This is a genomic window from Neobacillus sp. FW104-15D2 (assembly GCF_058790155.1).
Genome location: NZ_JBYTCJ010000002.1, coordinates 1 through 20,043, shown reverse-complemented (window position 1 = coordinate 20,043; position 20,043 = coordinate 1). Strand labels below are relative to the sequence as shown.

The 20,043-nt window shown below is 33.1% G+C and carries 20 protein-coding genes and 5 pseudogenes; 22 read left to right on the top strand and 3 right to left on the bottom strand.

Annotated elements, in window-relative coordinates; translation table 11 throughout:
• Positions 1 to 60 precede the first annotated feature (60 nt).
• From AC3WR0_RS01880 to AC3WR0_RS01850, 7 genes and pseudogenes are all read left to right on the top strand, one after another.
• Positions 61 to 201: a YrzI family small protein gene (locus AC3WR0_RS01880; RefSeq protein ID WP_492550736.1), complete on the top strand. Its 141-nt coding sequence runs from the start codon at positions 61 to 63 to the stop codon at positions 199 to 201.
• A 574-nt stretch (positions 202 to 775) separates the two neighbouring features.
• A pseudogene (locus tag AC3WR0_RS01875) lies at positions 776 to 976 on the top strand (RNA polymerase subunit sigma-70); the annotation flags it as partial.
• 240 nt (positions 977 to 1,216) lie between these two features.
• Complete coding sequence (locus AC3WR0_RS01870) at positions 1,217 to 1,489, top strand: hypothetical protein (protein WP_492550735.1); 273 nt, start codon at positions 1,217 to 1,219, stop codon at positions 1,487 to 1,489.
• A gap of 102 nt (positions 1,490 to 1,591) precedes the next feature.
• Positions 1,592 to 1,927: a hypothetical protein gene (locus AC3WR0_RS01865; protein ID WP_492550734.1), complete on the top strand. Its 336-nt coding sequence runs from the start codon at positions 1,592 to 1,594 to the stop codon at positions 1,925 to 1,927.
• A gap of 901 nt (positions 1,928 to 2,828) precedes the next feature.
• Complete coding sequence (locus AC3WR0_RS01860) at positions 2,829 to 3,530, top strand: hypothetical protein (protein WP_492550733.1); 702 nt, start codon at positions 2,829 to 2,831, stop codon at positions 3,528 to 3,530.
• 176 nt (positions 3,531 to 3,706) lie between these two features.
• Entirely contained in the window at positions 3,707 to 5,047 is a 1,341-nt protein-coding gene (locus AC3WR0_RS01855) for an amidohydrolase family protein (RefSeq protein ID WP_492550732.1), read from the top strand.
• 224 nt (positions 5,048 to 5,271) lie between these two features.
• Positions 5,272 to 5,595, top strand: a complete 324-nt coding sequence (locus tag AC3WR0_RS01850; RefSeq protein WP_492550731.1) for a hypothetical protein — start codon at positions 5,272 to 5,274, stop codon at positions 5,593 to 5,595.
• A gap of 447 nt (positions 5,596 to 6,042) precedes the next feature.
• Here AC3WR0_RS01850 and AC3WR0_RS01845 read toward each other — a convergent pair whose 3' ends face one another.
• A complete protein-coding gene (locus tag AC3WR0_RS01845; RefSeq protein ID WP_492550730.1) occupies positions 6,043 to 6,345 on the bottom strand; it encodes a hypothetical protein in 303 nt (100 codons plus the stop codon).
• A 331-nt stretch (positions 6,346 to 6,676) separates the two neighbouring features.
• Here AC3WR0_RS01845 and AC3WR0_RS01840 point away from each other — a divergent pair, with 331 nt between their 5' ends.
• From AC3WR0_RS01840 to AC3WR0_RS01830, 3 genes are all read left to right on the top strand, one after another.
• Complete coding sequence (locus AC3WR0_RS01840; protein ID WP_492550729.1) at positions 6,677 to 7,957, top strand: hypothetical protein; 1,281 nt, start codon at positions 6,677 to 6,679, stop codon at positions 7,955 to 7,957.
• Positions 7,958 to 7,970: 13 nt separating this feature from the next.
• Positions 7,971 to 8,132: a hypothetical protein gene (locus AC3WR0_RS01835; RefSeq protein ID WP_492550728.1), complete on the top strand. Its 162-nt coding sequence runs from the start codon at positions 7,971 to 7,973 to the stop codon at positions 8,130 to 8,132.
• A gap of 763 nt (positions 8,133 to 8,895) precedes the next feature.
• The gene (locus tag AC3WR0_RS01830; RefSeq protein ID WP_492550727.1) at positions 8,896 to 9,519 is read left to right on the top strand and encodes a hypothetical protein; all 624 of its coding nucleotides are present in this window, start codon (positions 8,896 to 8,898) and stop codon (positions 9,517 to 9,519) included.
• Between the two features lie 520 nt (positions 9,520 to 10,039).
• Here the strand turns inward: AC3WR0_RS01830 and AC3WR0_RS01825 are convergent.
• Positions 10,040 to 10,183: a hypothetical protein gene (locus AC3WR0_RS01825; RefSeq protein ID WP_492550726.1), complete on the bottom strand. Its 144-nt coding sequence runs from the start codon at positions 10,181 to 10,183 to the stop codon at positions 10,040 to 10,042.
• 125 nt (positions 10,184 to 10,308) lie between these two features.
• On the opposite strand from AC3WR0_RS01825, the gene AC3WR0_RS01820 reads away from it, so the two are divergent.
• The 9 genes and pseudogenes from AC3WR0_RS01820 to AC3WR0_RS01780 all read left to right on the top strand — a co-directional run bounded on the left by AC3WR0_RS01820 (position 10,309) and on the right by AC3WR0_RS01780 (position 18,357).
• Positions 10,309 to 11,004: a hypothetical protein gene (locus AC3WR0_RS01820; protein ID WP_492550725.1), complete on the top strand. Its 696-nt coding sequence runs from the start codon at positions 10,309 to 10,311 to the stop codon at positions 11,002 to 11,004.
• 258 nt (positions 11,005 to 11,262) lie between these two features.
• Positions 11,263 to 11,394: pseudogene (locus AC3WR0_RS01815) on the top strand (FMN-binding negative transcriptional regulator); the annotation flags it as partial.
• A 314-nt stretch (positions 11,395 to 11,708) separates the two neighbouring features.
• Entirely contained in the window at positions 11,709 to 12,236 is a 528-nt protein-coding gene (locus tag AC3WR0_RS01810; protein ID WP_492550724.1) for a hypothetical protein, read from the top strand.
• 638 nt (positions 12,237 to 12,874) lie between these two features.
• Positions 12,875 to 13,267: a hypothetical protein gene (locus tag AC3WR0_RS01805; RefSeq protein ID WP_492550723.1), complete on the top strand. Its 393-nt coding sequence runs from the start codon at positions 12,875 to 12,877 to the stop codon at positions 13,265 to 13,267.
• Positions 13,268 to 13,496: 229 nt separating this feature from the next.
• Positions 13,497 to 14,027 carry a hypothetical protein gene (locus AC3WR0_RS01800; RefSeq protein WP_492550722.1) on the top strand — a complete coding sequence of 177 codons (531 nt, stop codon included), beginning with the start codon at positions 13,497 to 13,499 and terminating at the stop codon, positions 14,025 to 14,027.
• A gap of 133 nt (positions 14,028 to 14,160) precedes the next feature.
• Positions 14,161 to 15,618: an HIRAN domain-containing protein gene (locus tag AC3WR0_RS01795; protein WP_492550721.1), complete on the top strand. Its 1,458-nt coding sequence runs from the start codon at positions 14,161 to 14,163 to the stop codon at positions 15,616 to 15,618.
• A 417-nt stretch (positions 15,619 to 16,035) separates the two neighbouring features.
• Positions 16,036 to 16,278 carry a hypothetical protein gene (locus AC3WR0_RS01790; RefSeq protein ID WP_492550720.1) on the top strand — a complete coding sequence of 81 codons (243 nt, stop codon included), beginning with the start codon at positions 16,036 to 16,038 and terminating at the stop codon, positions 16,276 to 16,278.
• A 415-nt stretch (positions 16,279 to 16,693) separates the two neighbouring features.
• Positions 16,694 to 17,533 carry a hypothetical protein gene (locus AC3WR0_RS01785; RefSeq protein ID WP_492550719.1) on the top strand — a complete coding sequence of 280 codons (840 nt, stop codon included), beginning with the start codon at positions 16,694 to 16,696 and terminating at the stop codon, positions 17,531 to 17,533.
• 200 nt (positions 17,534 to 17,733) lie between these two features.
• Positions 17,734 to 18,357: a DUF2441 domain-containing protein gene (locus tag AC3WR0_RS01780; RefSeq protein WP_492550718.1), complete on the top strand. Its 624-nt coding sequence runs from the start codon at positions 17,734 to 17,736 to the stop codon at positions 18,355 to 18,357.
• A 41-nt stretch (positions 18,358 to 18,398) separates the two neighbouring features.
• On the opposite strand, the pseudogene AC3WR0_RS01775 reads toward AC3WR0_RS01780, so the two are convergent.
• Positions 18,399 to 18,709: pseudogene (locus tag AC3WR0_RS01775) on the bottom strand (IS1595 family transposase); the annotation flags it as partial.
• A 185-nt stretch (positions 18,710 to 18,894) separates the two neighbouring features.
• Between AC3WR0_RS01775 and AC3WR0_RS01770 the strand changes: the two are divergent.
• The 3 genes and pseudogenes from AC3WR0_RS01770 to AC3WR0_RS01760 form a co-directional block, all read left to right on the top strand.
• Positions 18,895 to 19,370, top strand: a pseudogene (locus AC3WR0_RS01770) (DinB family protein).
• Positions 19,371 to 19,595: 225 nt separating this feature from the next.
• Positions 19,596 to 19,724 carry a hypothetical protein gene (locus AC3WR0_RS01765; RefSeq protein ID WP_492550717.1) on the top strand — a complete coding sequence of 43 codons (129 nt, stop codon included), beginning with the start codon at positions 19,596 to 19,598 and terminating at the stop codon, positions 19,722 to 19,724.
• Between the two features lie 137 nt (positions 19,725 to 19,861).
• A pseudogene (locus AC3WR0_RS01760) lies at positions 19,862 to 20,043 on the top strand (class I SAM-dependent methyltransferase); the annotation flags it as partial.

Here is a 20,043-nt window from a genome sequence, read left to right as displayed (position 1 = left end):
TCGCCAAAAGTCTCGGTCAGGGCCGAGTTTTCTAATGGATAAAAAAGGAGGTGGAAAACCATGACATTAAACATTTTATTTATGACAATCACCATTAAAAAAAGAGTGATGGACCTTGAAGAAATTCAAAATGAAGAATTTATCGAAAAGCTTCGCGATGAACTTCGTGACCGAAGATTTTCTTTGCACCGTCCTCTATAAGCAAGGAGTAAAATTCTAATGGAAAGGTGGTTTTTAAAATGATTTTTCATATTCAAAATCGCAGAGCAAGCTTATGGGTGATGAAGGACACCACTTAACGGGAAATAATAATGGGAGGGTGACCTATGTATTTGCATATCTTATTATTAACCCTTTTTCTCCCTAAAAAGAAAAAGAATTAGGTTTAACAAAATGTTCACATTCTTTTCTGATTGGTACTGTGATAATATGATAAATTCATTATAGGTACAGAACTATCTAAAGGGGTGCTTAACATGTTTTTGATGGTAATGGCTTTTGTAATTACTGGTACTATTGGCTGTGTGATTTCTGCAGAGGTAACTGCAGCGGATGAAATATAATATTATTTTTATAAAAAGCATTAGCTTGAAGAGCTGATGCTTTTTATAATTATAGCGGCCTTTCCAGGCCCTGAAATTGCTGCAGACTTGATTATGACCTTTTTGGAATTTTTTACATAAAAATATCGCAACTCGGACAGACACATTCCCTTGTCACTTTTCATAGGAATTAGTTATAGGCTATAGTCCATATGAAGACGGGGGTGAAGTTCATGTCCGGAATTTTGGCGGCACTTGGTTATTTGGTTAAGGAGTTTTTATTCCTTGTTTCATATGTTAAAAACAATGCCTTTCCCCAGCCACTGTCAGCAGCAGAAGAACGGAAATACTTACGTTTAATGGCTGAAGGTGATTCACATGCACGTAATATGCTGATTGAGCATAACTTGCGCCTGGTGGCTCACATTGTGAAAACATTATAAACACGAAACAAAGTCACTCTGTTATCCGAAAGTACTTAATTTCCCGCAGTTTCAAGTTAGTTAAAATCAAACGTAAGTTCCAAATTATTGAAGTGGACAAGCACTCTTAATGGTTTACTGAATTAGTTTAATACAGGGCCATAAACAAATCCTCTAACTTCAACAAAAAAATCTCATTCCCTTCCCCCTTAGAATTTTGAATAAATAAATGGTAGAAGCAGGGGGGATACAGTGGGAATTTATATAAGCATTTATTCAATCAAGCATACTGGTACTGAGAAATATGCAAAGCATTTTTTTGATTTAATGAACAAGTATGGACTGAAGATAGATAAAATTGGTTTATTTGAACCTGTCAGAAAGCCATTTACAGTTGAAGATTTTATTAATATGTGGGCGAAGGAAGAACCTGGTATATATAATCTTGAAACCAACAAAATGATCGGAATATCAGGAGGTATGCTTGGAAAGGGTAAAGGATACTGGTTCCAAACTCATTGGTGATTGCACCCTACCGAATTAAGTCTTAACTATCTGACCATCAATTTGGATAAAAAAGTATATAATCAAATAAAGAACGATATTTTGCCATTGTTCGAAGGTTTAGTGAACTGTTTTGATGCTATTTTTGGCTATGTAACAGATGAAGAGGCTGAGGAAAGGCAGCATATAACAGGAACATTAAAAGAAAGAATTCCAGGTGTCTTTTGGCTTAAATACTATTCTCAGGTCTTTGTAGATTACTTAAATAAAGAGAATTCTTTTTATGACTTTCCTTGGCATCGAATAAAGGAATTGAGTAAAAAGGGAATTATTACTGAATTGGCGGATAATCCCTTCGACCAAACAATTGCTGATTTGGAAAAAAAGGCACGAGAAGTAATTGGGGCAAGTAAATTCAACGCAACTGCAAAAGATTACCCAAAAATTCTTATGCCGTGATTCTTATTAAGCTAACGGGGGCTAGAGCTACGGATCCTGCTGCCAACAAAGGTGGCTTTTTTGTTATTCAACAAACGGGGCAGTTTAGTTCCAGAAGGAATACAATTTGCCTATATAGAAGATTATTAAAAACTTACAAATTTCGGTAAAACAGTACAAGGAATTCGAAGAAGGAAAGGGGAATACTATACGATAAAACCAATTTATCCAAAGGGGATTTAGAAATGAACCTGACTAATGGACAGCTAGTATTTTTTTCTGTTTTATATACTTATAATGTTTTTTTCGGAATGTTGGTCTTGGATAGATGGTTTCCTACGAAAGACATAGGATTTTATCTTGTGAACTTTATATCGGCTTTCCTATTGGTCTTCATAGTCTTAAAGATTGATAAAAAAAGCAATTGGATGAAACAAAATGCTTCGGCATTAAGCTGGGTGATTACAATTATTTTATTTGTAAGTGGGTTTGTCGTTCCATTAATAGTTAACACAGTAAAGTGAAAAACCAGGATAAACAAACGGGTCCTATAGTTGTAGAAAAGGCTGTTGAGACAACCTTTAACTATTGATAATTTTATGAATAAATGTACTTAAACTATAGGGGGCTTATGTTGAGTATGGGTGTTGCTGCGGCAACTCCTTTTTTGGTTATTCAGTTAAAGGGACAGATGGGTTTTATTTGATGGAGAGTGAGGAGAACTTTCTTTTAAAGAAGTTAGGATATAAAAAAAGACACTGGGGGGAACCAGTGCTGAAGAAATTACCTTTTTATAAACTAAATGTATCATTGAATTTAAAGTTTGTCTGTGAAAGTTCTGTGAACCTGGTTTCTTTAACAAACGGGGCAGGATAGTTGAATAAGAAATCATCTCAGGGAACAATAAAATGAGGTGTATTCTATGAAAACATACGTTATCTTAGTGTCAATATTTATTCTCTTTGTTGTTCCCAAAAGTGTAAGTGCAACAAACGAAGGATATGAAGTGGTATCGAAGCTGACTAAAGAAGATATAGTCTTGTATGCTAAGGAAGTAAACGGCTTATATCGAGACTTTAAAATTGATTTCAAAGGAGAAGTTTACTCAAGACCTTTTTGGTTAAGCGTTGCAAATAACCCCACTTATGCACCACAAATTTATTACGAAGACATAAACGAAGATGGAAAAAAAGAATTAATCATAACTTTAACAAAAGGATATGGTTCTGGTGCATTAGATGAAGATGTTTATGTCTATAGATATACAAATGGATTAATTGATGTCCTAGTTGATAATCCTTTAGCAATTATCAATAAAAACGTAAAAACAAAATTAACTACTAAAAAAGCCGAAATCATTTTGGGGGACAAATTATCCATTATCGATACTAAGTCAATAGATCCATCGCATTTATTTGAGGATATAGGATTTGGCAGCATTATTGATTATGAAGTAATTAACAAAAATCTAATGGTCAGAGTAAGTGGTCAAATAACACCAGCGATGTTTGTTGGAGATATTATCATTACTTATGAATACCGTGATAAAATGTATCAAGCGAAAGCAATTGAATTCATAACGGATATGAATAAAAATCCCTTTTATGGTCCAGTAAAACATTAAGCGATATTCAACTAACGGGGGCTTTACTTCAATAGGGAGTAGAGCCTTTTTTCTGTTGTTCGACTAACGTGGCAGGTTACTTGAATAAGGACACTTTGATTTATTGGAAAAAATATAAAGGTTTTGTGTATCAATTAATAGAATGAAATATTTATTACTTTATTTAGGAGGTCTAAATGGTGGCAGATAAAAGCAGTGTATTATTAACAGACGCAAACTTAGTTGATGTTATCACAGGGACAGTTTTTACAGCATCAATTTTAATCACAGACGGTTTTATAGCTGAAATTTTTAAAGATGACATATTGGAAATTCAATCTGAATTTGAAGTCTTGAAGATTGATGCAAAAAATAAGTGGGTCATTCCAGGATTGATAGATATGCACGTACATATAAATGAAGGATTTGCACCACTATTTGTCGCATCTGGAGTCACAACGGTCCGAAACACGGGTGGAAATGTATTGGAATTAAAAAAATTAATAGATGCTCCAAATGACGCTCCTACCCCAAGAATTTATTCAGCAGACAGAGTGATTGATGGTCCTCCGGGACTTTGGGGAGAAACTAGTCCTTGGAATATAAATATTGATGAATCCGATGCAGCTCGTGAAGAGGTAAACAGACAGATTAGAGCAGGGGCAGATTTCATTAAAGTTTATGGCTGGCTTTCTAAAGAAATAATGACCACCGTGGTTCAAGAAGCAAAACTTTTCAATAAAGAGGTAAGCTGTGATTTAATCCATTCAACAAAAGTTAATGCAGTTGACGCTGGAAACATAGGCGTAAAGTGGAATGAACACGCATCAGGTATAATACAGGCAATGTACCCAGAGTGGAATATGGAGGCAGACCAACATATATGGAATAAAATCAATTGGGAAGAGCCTGAACTTGAAAAGATAGTAAAGATATGTTCCCAACTAGTTAAACTGGGTATAATTATATGCCCAACAATGACACTATTTGACCAGATAAGCCGATTGAAAGCATATTGGAAACCAGATAACCTGGTAACTAAGAAAATGTATGAGAATAACTCTTTGATTAGTCAGTGGGAAGGTCTTTCCCAATATGAAGATGGTCTAAAACAACTGGGAATTCAAAATAAAATAAATAAGGCGATTGCAAAAACATATTTTGATTTAGGCGGAACAGTGGTTGCTGGTACTGATACCCCTGCTGGGATATGGACATTACCAGGGATGGCTCTTCACCGAGAATTAGAGTTATTTGTTGAAGCAGGATTTAGTGAAATCGATACTATAAGGGCTGCTACTTGTGTTGCAGCTGAAGCAATTAATCAGTCTGACATAGGTGTTATTAAGGTAGGAGCGATAGCTGATATTGTCGTTCTGAATAGCAATCCTTTAGCGGACATAAAGAATACAAAGGATATTGATTTTGTAATAAAGGGTGGGAAAGTCCTTTCTCAAAGAGAAATATTAGAAAGCGTTCCTAATGAAGAGTATACCAAGAGAACACAGGAAGAATTTATAGAAAGCTTTAATGGCTGAATCGTAAGATAACATTGTTATTGAACTAACGGGTGCTAATCTTCAATAACACACTAATATTAAGAAAGCTCAGGCCTTTTATGGCTCTGAACTTTTTTTATAGGCTAATTTAACTGCTAAAGTACCTGCTAATTCAGTTACGAATTACTGTGTAAAATCCGCTTGGAGTTTATTCTTTCCATTTAAAACCAAATGCTTTATCCTTTAATTAGGAGGTGATTATTATGAGTTTTAGAATGAAAGGCTTCGATAAATTACAAAAGGAATTAAAGAAGATTGAAAGAAATGCTCGGGAGTTGGACGGTCAACATTCCATACCGTTAAATGAATTACTTAACGACCAATTTATGGTGAAGTTCTCTAACTTTGCTAGCTTCCAAGAAATGCTTGATAAATCTCCGTTTAAAGCTGAAACTCCCGAAGACTTCGCTGCTATCCCAGACAATGAATGGGATACTTATGTAAATTCCAATACAAAATTTTCTTCTTGGCAAGAAATGCAAGAGAAAGCAGTTGATGAATGGACAATTAAAAAGTTGGGTTTATAAGGAGATGATTTATCATCTCTTTTTTTAATTTCTGTAATCGTTATACATACAACCAGCAAGCGTCACCTAATTCATCCTCTCGTGAAAGTAAAACTCATTCCCCTTCTTAAACAAACCTGCCCAGATAGTTCAATAACAATAAAGGGGATCGCCGCAGCAATCGCATCTTAAACATAAGCCCCCGTTAGTTTAGTAAGAAATCACTTGAGAAAGCAACCTTTAAACTAACTAGGAGAGTCCTTTTTATATAAATTTGACGTTTCCATTCCTGGTATTTTCCAATTACTTTTTTATACTCTTTTTCTTTTGGGACAATCACTTCGACAAGAGGTAGTATGTCTAGTAAGGTTTTCTCATAAAAGATGTGTGATGTTATTTTCCTATACAAATGGTAGCATAAAGCAAATTAAGTTTCTTTGCCTCGCTGAATCTTCTACGACCCTAGATTCACCTTTTCTTATGTAATATTTTAAAGCCCTTCCTAGTTGTATAATATTCAGCAATTGCTATAGCCTGCATTACATCCCAGGTATCAAATTCGGTATATAAGAATACATACAAATCTAAAGCGTCATCTAAGCCCCCAATATTAATTTGAAACGGCTCCGAAAACGGACTATTGTTAAGGAATTCGTCCAAAGACATAAAATCGGTATACCGAGTCATAAAGTTCTCATTCATAAGTGCATTAACCGAAACTAAATCATAATCAGACCGGTTATTTTTGGAACTGGCAATAAAAATGGCCACTGATTGTCTTCACTCTTAAGCACATCTTTCCCTCCCCATTTATGAGGTGAGGAAAATTCTGTGAGTTATATCTATTGAAATTATAACGTAGCTAGAGGTTAAAGGTTGCAGACTTTCTTTCACTTTTTGAACAAAAAATGTCATTTTATATCTTAATTTTCATCTCTTGTCTAATTATCAAAAGTTTGGGCTGTGATAAAAGCAAAGTGACGAGCGTAGTTTCACAGAGAATACCCTCAAAAATATCTGGATATTTTTACAATTAAAAGAAGGATTTTGAAGGAAAATGCAGAAATACAACTAAAAAAAGGAAATTTAAAGGGTGAGGGATATGACAGCACAAATAGCCATATTAAATAAAAACGGCATAGCACTGGCAACGGACAGTGCCGTAACAATTGCAGGGAACAATAATCAAAAGGTTTACAACTCGGCTAATAAGCTTTTCTCTCTTTCAAATAAATACCCGGTTGGAATTATGATATACGGATCTGCACAATTTATGGGAGTACCGTGGGAAACGATTATAAAATCCTATAGAAGAGAACTTGGAGATAGATCGTTTCACACCCTAAGTGAGTATTGTGAAGATTTTATATTATTTATTAAACAGAACTCAATACTTAGTGCTAATTTTGCTTTTCAAAGTACACTTATAGATACTTTGACAACTTATTTAACTGTAGTATTAAATCAAGTTAATACCTTAATTCAAGAATATCCGGAACAGGAACGTACCCCTGAATTTATTGCTGATATTATTGTGAATGAAGCCATTAGAATTTCGAATGATATTATAAGCATAATTCCTTTTAATGAAGGATTTGATGAGACATTTATTGAATTAAATAGTGTTGAATTAGACTCCACACTCGAAGACATAATAACAGAAAATATTTTTGTAGAAATTGCTCAAGAGGGAAAAACTCATATCAAGAAGTTGTTGTTATCATTGCTTGCTAAGGATTTCTATACAAATGCAACAACAGGAATAGTAATTTCGGGTTATGGGGAACAAGAGATCTTTCCTTCTTTATATGAGTATAAGTTTGAGGGAATATTTAAAGGGATATTAAAATATAAATTGGAATCAAAAGAAACTATATCGGCAGAACCTACAGAATTCTCAGTTACGGCTTCCATAAAAGCATTTGCACAAAAAGAAATGGTCAGTACGTTTATGGAAGGAATGGATCCGAGCCTAAAAGACCAAATATTTAGTTCCATATATTCTATCCTCCTTGAAGAGTATCCTAAAATTTTAACTGAGAATCTTGGCTTAGAGTTAACGGAAGAAGATGAACAACGACTTGTTATTTTATCTAATAAAATTTTTAATGAAGTGTTTGAAAACGTCCAGGGAATTCAAAATGAAAAATACACTTGGCCTATAATTGAAACCATACAATTGATGCCTAAAGAAGAAATTGCATCGGTGGCGGAAACATTACTTAACCTGGCATCATTAAAGAAGAGAGTAACAATGGATACAGAATCTGTTGGAGGACCAATTGATGTTGCTATTATTTCAAGAACGGATGGACTAATTTGGATTAAACGGAAACACTACTTCACACCTGAGTTAAATTCTCGATATTTCAATAATTTATAATAGGAGGAGCACTATGGCAATGGCCGCATACAATGATTTTTTTAATATTGACAATCAAATAAAGGGTACATCAATCCTACCTAATAAAGATGCTAAAGTTTTGAAAAAAAGAATATTAAATAGTGTAAAGACTATAATAGAAAATGATAAAAATAAGGAAAGCAATAATAAATAACAACAATCCCACTCTCCGAGTGGGATTGTTGTTTATTGAGAATGGTGTCTGCTTATTAATATAATTTTGTACTTTCAACAATTAATAAGAGCTTAGCTGCCGTTTCAAAATTCTAAAAACATATGCTAATTTTATTTCTTATTCCTTGCTAATTCGCTGGTTGTTGGTAAGTAAAGAGTTATAAACGTGCACTCTTAATCATTTCCGGTAAAGAAACAAACACCCGAATTAGCCCGAATCGCACCTGATAGAGTTTATAGTCACCAATCACTATCTTCTCAAAATTAGGGAAAAAGATGTTCATATTACCGAGCTGTGTCATATATACAAAACGCTTATACCCATTAGGTTGAAAAATGCATTTTGGAATCGCTCAAGTCAATTTTTCGGCCCTTAATCAAAATTTACAAAAAAACTTCACTTCCGTATTAATGAAGTATCCGATTACTATAGCTAAGACCACCATTATATTGGTAACTGAAAGAAATATAGTTGATGCTGTAAAGTTCTATGAGTCAGCAGGTATAGTTCCCAAACTCATTTAGGTTTTAAAAAGAAAATGAATTAAAAGGGTTCTTATGTTGCAGAAAAAGCTGTCAACAAAGGTAGACTTTCTTATTCAGCTAACGGGTGCTTATGTTGAGTATGGGTGTTGCTGCGGCAGCTCCTTTTCTTTTTGTGCTAGCGATGCAGTTTTCTCGAAGAAGGAATGATACAAAGTTTTGTCGAACTTCATTCAAAGGAAAATTATGGGGAGGCTGTTATGGCGGACTTTAAAAGTATTAACGTAGAGAATTTAAATATAGTGGATAAAGACGGGAAAGTAAGGTTGAGACTATTTAATACCGATAATATACCGCCTTTGATAATGGATGGGAAAGATATTCTTCCTGGCCACAGGCAGAATGATCCAATGTCTGGATTGATGTTTTACAACGGAGACGGTGAGGAATGTGGGGGATTAATCTTTGGAAGTAAAAAAGATGAAAATGGAAATTATGAGTCTGCTGCCTCAATAACCTTTGACCAATATAAACAAGATCAGGTTGTTCAAATGCATTACATTGAGGATAATGGTGAAAAGCATTATGGCTTTTCAATATATGATCGTCCTAGTACCCCTTTGTCTAAACTTATAGAAAAAGATGGGGAAATCCAAAACTCCAATTTATCGGAAGATGAAAAAGAAAAAGAACTAAATGCTGTTTGGGAAGGGAATACTCGTCGGGCATTTATGGGGAAAAATACAAAAGGCGAGGTTTCTGTTCAATTATTTGATACAAAAGGGGCTCCAAGGATTCGAATGGTTGTTGATGAAAAAGATATACCGAGAATGGAATTTCTGGATAGCCAAGGTAATGTAACTTACAAGTTGCCTCCAGAATAGTAGTTATTCCAAGTCAGTTTATAGGACAAAGAGCTAAGTTGTGCTGCCAATCAAGGTGGCACTTTTGTTATTCCACTAACGGGCAGGTTACTTAAAGAAGGAAGCCCGAACTTTTTGTAGAAACTTATATTAAAAATGATTGGATGAAGGGGATTTGGATAAATGGACCTAGAAATCTTAAATAAAGCATTAGAAGGACGTGGTGTAGAGGAAGTAGAAAAAATTTTAGAGGAAGTAGGATAAATAAATACGAAAATGCTGTTCCCCTTCTTATTGAATACTTAAAAAGCACGGATAATCATAGGCGGAGGCTTCGGGGTATCCAGGTACATTGTTATATGCATTGAAACCTTTTGATTGTGTTTTTACTCTTTTTACAGAAAGCCCCACGGATTGCATCAACGGTGGAAATTTTGGAGAAGGTTATTACCATAATGGTATGATCAGGACTACAACAAAATATTTTATGAAGAATAAGCTAAGACTTGGCCAGCAGTCCAACCAAGTCTTTTTTTTACATTCAATCCTTATTATTTTCATCATCCTGGTTTGAATCTTTTTCTTGCCTCGATTCAAGATCTAAGATTAGACCTCCTAAAGCCAATACAGCAGGAGCCAATACGATTTGAAACAATTTCCCCCAAAAACGCGGATTCTTTAACATTTTATAAATCCTCCTTTCGAGTTATAATATAATTACAACTCGTTTTAATAATTATATAATACCATATGGTTGTAAAAAATCAACAACGATGTTTTAATTATTTTAAAACAAGAAGGAGAAGCAAAATGAATAATCCATATTCTTTGTTACTAAAGGAGTATATTGCTCAATCTGGATTGAGTTTAACCGAAATAGAAAATAAAATGAGAAAAAGAGGGTTAAATAAGAATAAAGCATATTTAAGTAGCCTTCAAAATGGAAAAATGCCACCACCACCTTTAAATGTAACCCAAGCATTGTGTGATATTACAGGTGGAGATCCTTTGCGATTATCTCTAACAGGGGTTCTAATGGAAATTTCTGAACAGGATTTCTTTTTAATAAATAAGGATACAAATAAACTTACTGCTCTAGATGCGATTAAAGAAATTATTGTAACAACAATCGCAACATTAACCGATATTAACAAATATAAATTACACCAGCAGATTAGGGATTTTTTTAATGATATTGGTATGGTGTTCACTAAAGAAGAAGTGTTAGAAGTGTTAGCATACAAGGACATAAAAGAAATCTTAGATCAGGTTTTCGAAATGATACCCATCAAGGAAGCATTTAAAAAAGGAGTAAGTGCTAGTTCACCAGAGGAAGCAAAAGAGATAATGATAGAGGCAACTAGGAACATTGATTTTAAATTTGAGGAAAAAAGTAAATTGGAAGCGAATTATATAGATGGTAAAATAACAGATGAGGAATTTGATTATTTAATGCATTGTCTAGTGGTTTATCGTAAGCTTAACTTAAAACCGTTTAATAGTTAATAAGCAGAGTAGCCTAATAAGTGGCTACTCTGCTTATTATATTTTTAAAAACAAAAACTCAACTACGAAGCATTTGAATAAGTAGAGAAGGTGCCTTTAAATTAACCTATATTAGTTATCCGATAAAAAATGCAACCTGTACAAATACATTTCTCCGTACTTGTTCGGTTTTTTTGACTATTTTGCTGCTGTTATAAAAGGTGACTTCCCATACCATCAACATATAAAAGTTGGTTTGAAAGTAACTTGTACTGTACCAAGATTAAAGTTGCAGAAATCCAGGCTGCTTATAAATTAAGCCAGAATCGTAATTAAACAGATTATATTAACATTTTTAATAATCTACGAAATGAAGGAAATCCAAATTCGAAACAAATGGCAGAACTAATAGGAAAGAGCCTACTTTTATTCACCACTCAGATGGAAGAATTAAAGAACGGACGGAGCTGTCATATTGGTAGCTTCTTTTCAGATTGTGAAGGAATGTACTTACGCTAACGGGGGCTTTACTTCAATAAGGAGTAGAGCCTTTTTCCCGTTGTTCGACTAACGGGCAGGTTAGCTTAAGAGTAATAAAATAACACTTGAGGATTTTGATGAAAAAGATTTTTGTACACTAGGAAATTGTAATGCTTAGTTTTACAATTATTTTTTATAAAACAGTAATGGAATATTATGTTAAAGTATAAAAAAGGGGGTTGAATATGAAAATTAGGAAAATTTATTTTTTTTTACTATTGTTAGTATTTACATTTGCATTTTCTGCTTGTAGTAAAAGTGTTAATTTCAAGTTGTATGAAGGAAATCCATTACGAATAGCAGTGGTAGGAGATCCACCAAAAGTAAAAGAGGAACAAGTGAGGTTTACCGAAATATCATTTGATGATATGACAGGTGAGAAGTTGAAGTCTTTTGATGCCGTCTTTATTACAGAAAATAATCTTTTTGAAGCTGCTAAAGGTAAATATGCAGATGTTTACTTAAATTCAACCATTCCAATCTTTTTTATTGGAACTCATAATTATGTTCCTTTTACTGAAAAAGATTTGGAGTACGACAAGACTTGGAAGTGGTCTGAAGGTAAAAGTTATGCTGTTGGTGTTCTTGGAACCCAAGAGAAAGATACATTAAAATATTGGGGATTTGGATTGTATAACGACGAAAAGACCAAAGAACATATTGAAGATGTATATTCAAGAATTTTCAAACAAATTGATAATCTAAAGCTTTGAATAATATGGAGCATATAAAATATGGGACATTAGAAAATTTAGAGTGGCAAGCAGAAGATTAATGTTCATATTTAATGTAAAATTCCTTGCAGAAGTATGACTTTATGAACTAATACACTTAAACAAACGGTGACATTAGTTCAATATGGTAGGTCCTAGTATCTGGGATAAAGAAAACTCGCCTTTTCTTAAGCGAGTTTAGTTTTTTTATATTCCAGTTTCATTGTCAAACCTATTGCCATTTCAATCACATTTTATTAGAAAAGCTCCTCAAAATGGAACCCTTTAAGAGAAGGATGCTCTTTCCTTGCTATCAAAAAATGTTACCACTTATCAGATGGGGTATTAGTTGTTGAATTCAAATTTCCTTTCTTTAAAATCTTTTAATAATAGACTATGATATTATTAAAAAGCCAAAATCACGTAAATTATACAATTTTTGTAATCAGTCTGGAAGAAAAATGAACATTTTTGTTGTGTGGCATACTTTTTTATATTAAGTAAGCACGGGAAATGAATAAAGAAAACTTAGAAAACCAGGTAATAGATGAAAGATGATAACTATCGTTGAAATCTGCTTACATATATTAAAAATTGGATTAGATATTTCCATAAATGAAACGAAAGGTGTGTATAGTATGAACAAAGGCATCATAGAAGATAATTTTTACTTTGACCAACGTACCGTTTTTTTAATTGAACACAAAGAGAGAATGAAAATAATTCATTTTCTTTCTAAATCTTTTACTTTTGATCAACTCGTTGAAATAGCTGAAAAAACAGATGCGATTGATATTATTAATTATAATGGGTCTACTTTATTTAGGGTGAATGCTTCAACTAGGTTGTATATTAAGCAAAAAATTGCACTATTAAGCAGGAAAAAATTATTAAGTTTTCCAGTTAAACTGGTTACGGAACAAAAGATTAATTACTCAAATACAACTCCAGAAGAAAAAAAGAGTAACAGAACAAGGATTGCGAGAGAGCCAATAGGTAAAGCATATCCATCCAAAAAACAGGGAAAGTAAGATTAGGTTTCTTTTTCTTATGAACACAGAGGTTTACAGTGGAAAATCAAAGGTAGCATAGGTGGTTAGTAGAATAATTTACTACCGACGTTCGAGACTCTACACAAACTGTAATTGATCCCTCTTTTAACTAATGTATTATTTGTTCGAAAAGAGAACTTATGTGCCTATTTCATAAACAAATTCAATGGTATAATTGTTCAAAACCAAGTTTCAGGGGGAAGTATAAATGTCAGTAGGAAAGTTAGCCTTTAACGTTTTGTCTAGCCACTTTTTGGGTTCGTGGAAGTACGGGCTCAAACTTCTTATAGAACCTGAAAAAAGAGTGAAAAATACTGGTTTATTATTCAGTAGTCTTTTATTTAATGGGATAATATCTGACCTAATAGATACTTGTCTAGACGCTTCAGATGTCAACAATTCATTTTCGATTTCACCAATTGCATCAGCTGCTACTACTGCTTTCTATTTAAAACAACAGAATTTATTCGGGATGGACTCAATGACTTTGGTTTCTTCTACATATAATTCAATTTCGCTACCAACAAACATATTTGGGCTATATTCTGTTCCGACTACTCATCCCGTTCACCAAATATTCCCTCAGCAGCAAATAACCCTACCATACCTGCAACAGCAAAATCCTGTTTTTTTGGTTTCAAGTTTTTTACCTGTACTTAATTACGAATTAAAGTTAAAGCAACAACAACCATTAGATTTATCACATTTACAGGGAATGAATTTAATTATTTTTAGTTAATTCCGTAAAACAATAGTTCGAAGAACTTATAAAACATAAGTTATGTTTTATAATATTATTGATTTTTTCAAGGTGAATATAGCGGGAACCATAATTTTTATAAAGTAACCATTTTTGGTTTAAGGAGTAGTTTATGATTTGTGATATTTCTAAACAAAGAAAACAGTTTGAAGAATTAATGTTTAAATGTATTGGTAATAGTATTATTCCACAGAGTAAACAATTGATTAATAGTATTAAAGGCAAAATAATAAAACCTGAATATCTAAAAAAATACATAGAAACCTTAAAACATAACGACATTCCTTATAAAATTCGAAATGCAACAGAACATATCTACTTCGGTGATATATCAAATTTACATCCTAATGCTAAATTGTATTTTGATTTGCACCGAAATAATGATGGACCCAACTTTTATATTCAGGACGGCCAGATCGGGATTTGCTATTTGGAACAATACGAAATACACGATAAAAAAAGAGCCAAGATATTTGAAAAGAATTTACAAGATTTCTTTTGGGAAAATAGAGACGGTGAGGTTTCTGGTTGGCACTCAATGTCTGTTGGCCATCATAATGATTTTTTGTTTGACGAAGTAAAATATAGTGACAGATATTGTTATTTTATTACCGATCAAAAATACGAAGAGGATGTAAAGAATATATCTAGCTATATGTTAGGTTATGATGTGAATTTTAATCATTTAGATATTGTTAACCAAGAATATGAAATCGATGGTCTGATATGGTTTAAATTTAAGGATGAACAGTATCCACAGAAAGGTTCAAGTCTTTCATATAAATTACTTTGTTTATTAATGGACAGCAATATAAATCATTGTATATTTAGTGATTATGATGGAAAAATCACTATAGATACCCGAATAAAAGTTAAAGGCGACAACAGGATTTCCATAACAAAATTTAGGAAAGATTTAAACAAAGTATTAAAATCCTCTTGGGAAGCTAACTTTGCTAGAATTTTAGATTATTTAAATATTGAATGGGAATATGAAAAGACCTCATTTATGTTGGAGGATAGATACTATTTTCCGGATTTTTTCCTTCCTAATAATACGGTTGTAGAAATTAAAGGATTGTGGGATTCTGATAGTATAAAAAAAGTGAATTCATTTATGGATTTATACAGTGGCTATAAATTATACATAATTGATAAGGATATGATGTATTCATTGGAACAGTTATATAAAAACGATATTGAACATTGGGAAGAACGTTCAATTAGTAGTTTAAAAGCAGAAGTGCTGCCAGTAGTAGGTATAACTTTGCTTCAAAGAAAAAAGGTAGTATCAGCTTTGCAAATTGGTGAACAAGTATTTTTAAAAAGAGACTCTGAAAACCCTTATGATAAAAACGCCATACAAGTTTTAAATAGCGATGGTCAGCAGATAGGTTTTATCAGTAAACAATGGGCTTCAATATATGCTTCTAAGCTAGATGTAGGTATGGTATTTAAAGCCAAAATCAAATCAAAGCAGGAAAAAGTAATAAAAGTGGAAGTGGAAAGAACTAACATTTCTGAACACATAGTTTATGATTTTCTTTTCCCCCCATTATTACGCAAATAAATAATAAGAATACGGGATAGCAGCAGCTATCCCATTTTTAACATAAGCCCCGTTAGCTTAGTACATTTATTCACAAACTTAGCTTTAAATAATACAGGAACCTACCTATTTTATAGTAAAGGGTCTTAAAAGCCCGACCTTTTCATCCTAACGGGGCAGTTTACTTCAATAAGTGGATTGCTACGGGCGATCCTACTTTAATGGGGGCGTTAATTGAAGAACAAGTTCTAGGACCTTAATGGTCCTTCTTTTTTGGATTAATGAAATGAGAATTTTTTTTCTGTCTCTTATACACGGGGCAGGTTAGTTATAATGTTTGGCAAAAAATAATGGTTTAGGCGATATGTAATTCGGGTAGTAACAATTGATTATAAGTTGTTGTCCATTAACATAGTGCATCAATGGGGAGGCAGCATTATGGCTTACTTGTTAGGAAATCTAAAAGCATCTTTAGAGCAAACCAAGGAACGTTTAAACCTTCTCATAGAACGTGGTGTTGAAGCATTAAACATTCTTTATCCAGGACTAAATTATGGTGGAATGCTTTATTATCAGCTTTTAGAATCTTTACCTAAAGAAATTGAACGATTAGAGAAGAGAATTAAGGAATTAGAGAATAAAGAAATACTAAAAACTAAGCAGCTCTCCGATGTAATTTAAAATATCATAATTTAATTCAAAGTGCTTTAATCCAAAGAGGATTAAGGCCCTTTTTTGTTGAACCCTTATTTAACTAACTGGCAGTTTAGCTTAAGAAGGAGTATGGGAAAAAATGTAGAATTCTTAAGCATCACAGGGACAGGATGTTAAACATCGGAGGTCTAAATTATGTGGATTTTTATTGGCATAGTGGTAGCAGCAATAGCGATTATTTTGACAGCTAATAATTTAGAGGCCGGGAGATCAATTGGACTTGACCGAGGAGCAATGCTTAAAGCTGAGTCAAATACTGTAATGTGTACCAATTGTCAAACTAAAATGAAGAGGCAGCGAAACGGGCAACAATGCCCGAAATGTAAGAAAGTTTTTTGAAAATACAGGTGAGGACTTTTTGGGGAACAATGGAGGAGATTTTTTGAAAATCATTGATACAGTTCCGTATTTTTTGTTTAACTATCAACCTTCTATAAATTTCTTGCGGAGCTACTATAAGACGTTTCCAGAAATTTTTGATGAGTATTTTTCGTATCATTGCAAAGATACAGAAGAAAGACAAAATCAGTCGATATTAAAGTATCCTCAATTCTTTAATTCCATCCAGTTAATTCACGAAAATATTTTTTCCCTTATAAAAGAAATAGAGCATATGTATTTGAGTTTATACCAGGTTACTTTTCCTATCGATGTAAATTTAATCGTTGGAGGCTTTGGTTCAAATGCCTATACTTATAGGCAAATCATACCTAATGTAACTTTTGCGTTAGAAAAATTATCTACAGAATGCAGTCATTTAAAAACCATTATTGCTCACGAATTAGGACACGTTACTCATAATATTATTTCAGATAAAGCTGGAACTGACTGGTCAAGAGTAGAATGGAATAGCCCACTTACCTGGCTTTTTCAAGAAGGAGCAGCAACCCATTTTTCAAAAAGAACTTCACCTGGTCTTTCCCCTTCTATTTATTTTTCTTTTGATGATAACGGTAATGGATGGCTGGAATTTGCAGCATTACACAAACAAGAAATAAAATTTGCGTTTGCAAAAGATTTTAAAGAATGTACTCCTCAAGAAATTTTTCGTGAGTGGTTTTCCATTAATGGAGGAAATAAATTTGGCTATTCTCGATTAGCTTATTTTTTAGGAGATATGCTATTTCAAGAAAAAATTTTACAGTTAAGAGAAATGGACGTTATTGTAGCTTGGGAAGACCACGGTTTTGAAGAAATCGTTAATAGCTGGTTGAATTATTAGCAAGCAATCACTTATTCCAAATGGATATCAATCAACATTTGAAGGTTTGTACTTAAACAAACGGGTGCTTGAGTTCAAGAAGGGGTAGTAACGACAGCTCCTTTTCTTTTTTCTACGCTGTTTTCACAAAGATTGTTGCTTTTAACAATCATTTGATAAAGTTTAGTATAAATAAAGATAAAGCATTGGGGGGAAGGATTATGGATAAAAATGAGTTTTTTGTTTATCACATTGTTACTAGATCCAAAATGAACCTTGGACAGATAATTAATTTTGATAACAACCAAAGCAATACATTATATCGGTTCTTCTTTGAGAGGGAGCAATTAAATTCTAAAGGCGAAGACTTTATACGGATTTTGTATAACAACTATAAAAATGAAGGAATCTACTTGGACAAAGAAAATGCAGATGTAGCTATTAAGTATATTGACCAAACAATCAGAGCTATTAGAGAAGTGATAGTTGAAATGGTCAGGCTACAAGAGTATCCTCATTATCCTTCAAGATTGTCTTGCCTTTATGCTGCTAAAAATTATGAAGACGTTCTAAAATGGAAAGAATTATTTGACTCATACAACAGAAAGGTTTTACAGATAGTTAAACTTCGAGTAATAGGGAATTCTTTTGAGTGTGACGGCAACCTTCTGCCAAAAGAAGATGGGGCTCCATTCTCTCAAAAAATTGAACAAGCCAGAGAATATTGGAAGGGGAATTCTAAAAATGAACTTCCAGAGCTTTTGATTAATGGTAATATTGAAGTGGTAGAAATTATTGATGATTTTACATCGTTCTTATATGGAAGTCAGTGCAATAATCTTTAATGACCTCAAAAAGAGGTTATTTTTTATGCCTTTCTTAACATTTAAACGGTGTTATAACTTAATTTTTGGCACGCCGAAATAAGCATATGTTCTATCTGTTTTTCGAGAGACAAACGCTTTCCTTATTCTATCAAACGAAACCAGTAGAGATAGTTATCAAGAAACTTCGTAGCTAATCCCTGAAATATCCTCATCCAAGTTTTTAATCGGCTGTGGAAGTTATCATTGATGTGCTGGATATGATAAATGCCTTTCTTTACTCGTTCTTTTTTGCTGTCGTTAATTGGTTCGTGTTTTAACCCTTTAATCTTGGCGAATTTCTCTTATGGTTCTTGGCTGTATCCGTGTATAAAGTAGGAATGTAGCTGCGTTTTAGAAGAATGGCCCCTCGTTATTGAACAAACGGGGCAGGTTAGTTAAACAAGAAATGAAAATTTATCTTATAAATTAATATAAAATACACGAGAACATACGTTTGTTAAATGGAGCTTTTATGTTATAATATTCTAAAAATTAACTTTGAAAAGAGGAAATATAATGAGTGAGGCAAGTTACATAATAAGTAATTTCAAACAATATTCACCCTGGTTAAAGACATTAGTTGATTTAGACAACGCATTATGGTCTAAACAAATAGCCAAAGGTAAATGGTCTGTAAGCGAAATAATAGCCCATCTTATGAAGTGGGATAACCATCTATTATTAGGAGTCCTCCCATCGGTACGAAACGAAAAAGGGATGGAGTTTCCTGATTTTGATACCTACAATAAAAAGGCATCAGATTACGTAAAATTAGGTATATCACAATTAAAACTTATTATCAGCTTGTAAAAGAACTAAACGAGTTTCCTATTGAAAAATTAAATAAACCATTACCTGCCAACGGAATAACTCATTGCCCACATACAGGAACACCTTATTCTCTTATGTATATTATTAAGGAATTTACTGACCACGATAACCACCACAAGGGACAAATAACACAATTCTTAAAGGAAAACAACTTGGATTAATTCAAGTTGTTTTTTGAAGCTGTCACGCATAGGCAGGATATTACATCAAATAACAGATGAAATATTGTTTTAATTTAATTTGTGAAACAACACACTTAAAGTAACGGGGCAGTTTAGTGGAAGAAGGAACTTAAGGGGAGTACAAGGAATATAGAGGTATTACCAAATAAGTTCTACTTAATCATTACAGACAAATGGAGAAAACGGAAATTTGGAGGAGCTCTAGTGCTAATAATTGTTGGATGTATTGTATTAGTAGTTGCTATTGTATCAATAGAAGGGCACATAAGAAAAGGATATAAACAAAATGAAGAAATAATTGATTTATTAAAGCAAATAAAAGAGAAGCAATAATAATAAATCTATGTACCGAAATAGTACAAGTCAACCAAACTGTGCTGCCAATAAAGGCGGCATTTTTGTAATTGTGCTGACGGGGCAGGTTAGTGGAAGAATAATGTAGAATCATTAGGTAGAGTGGAGGGAATAATTTGAAGTTAGACATTCTTAAGCAAAATAAGAAAAGCTGGGATATAGTAGCACATCATTTTAATGGAAAAGATGCTTTACCAAGTTATGGCCCTTTTACTAAAACTGAAGAGGAATTAGGACTGTTTGAAGAAATGACAAATAAAAAAGTTCTTGATATTGGTTGTGGAAGCGGACATTCTTT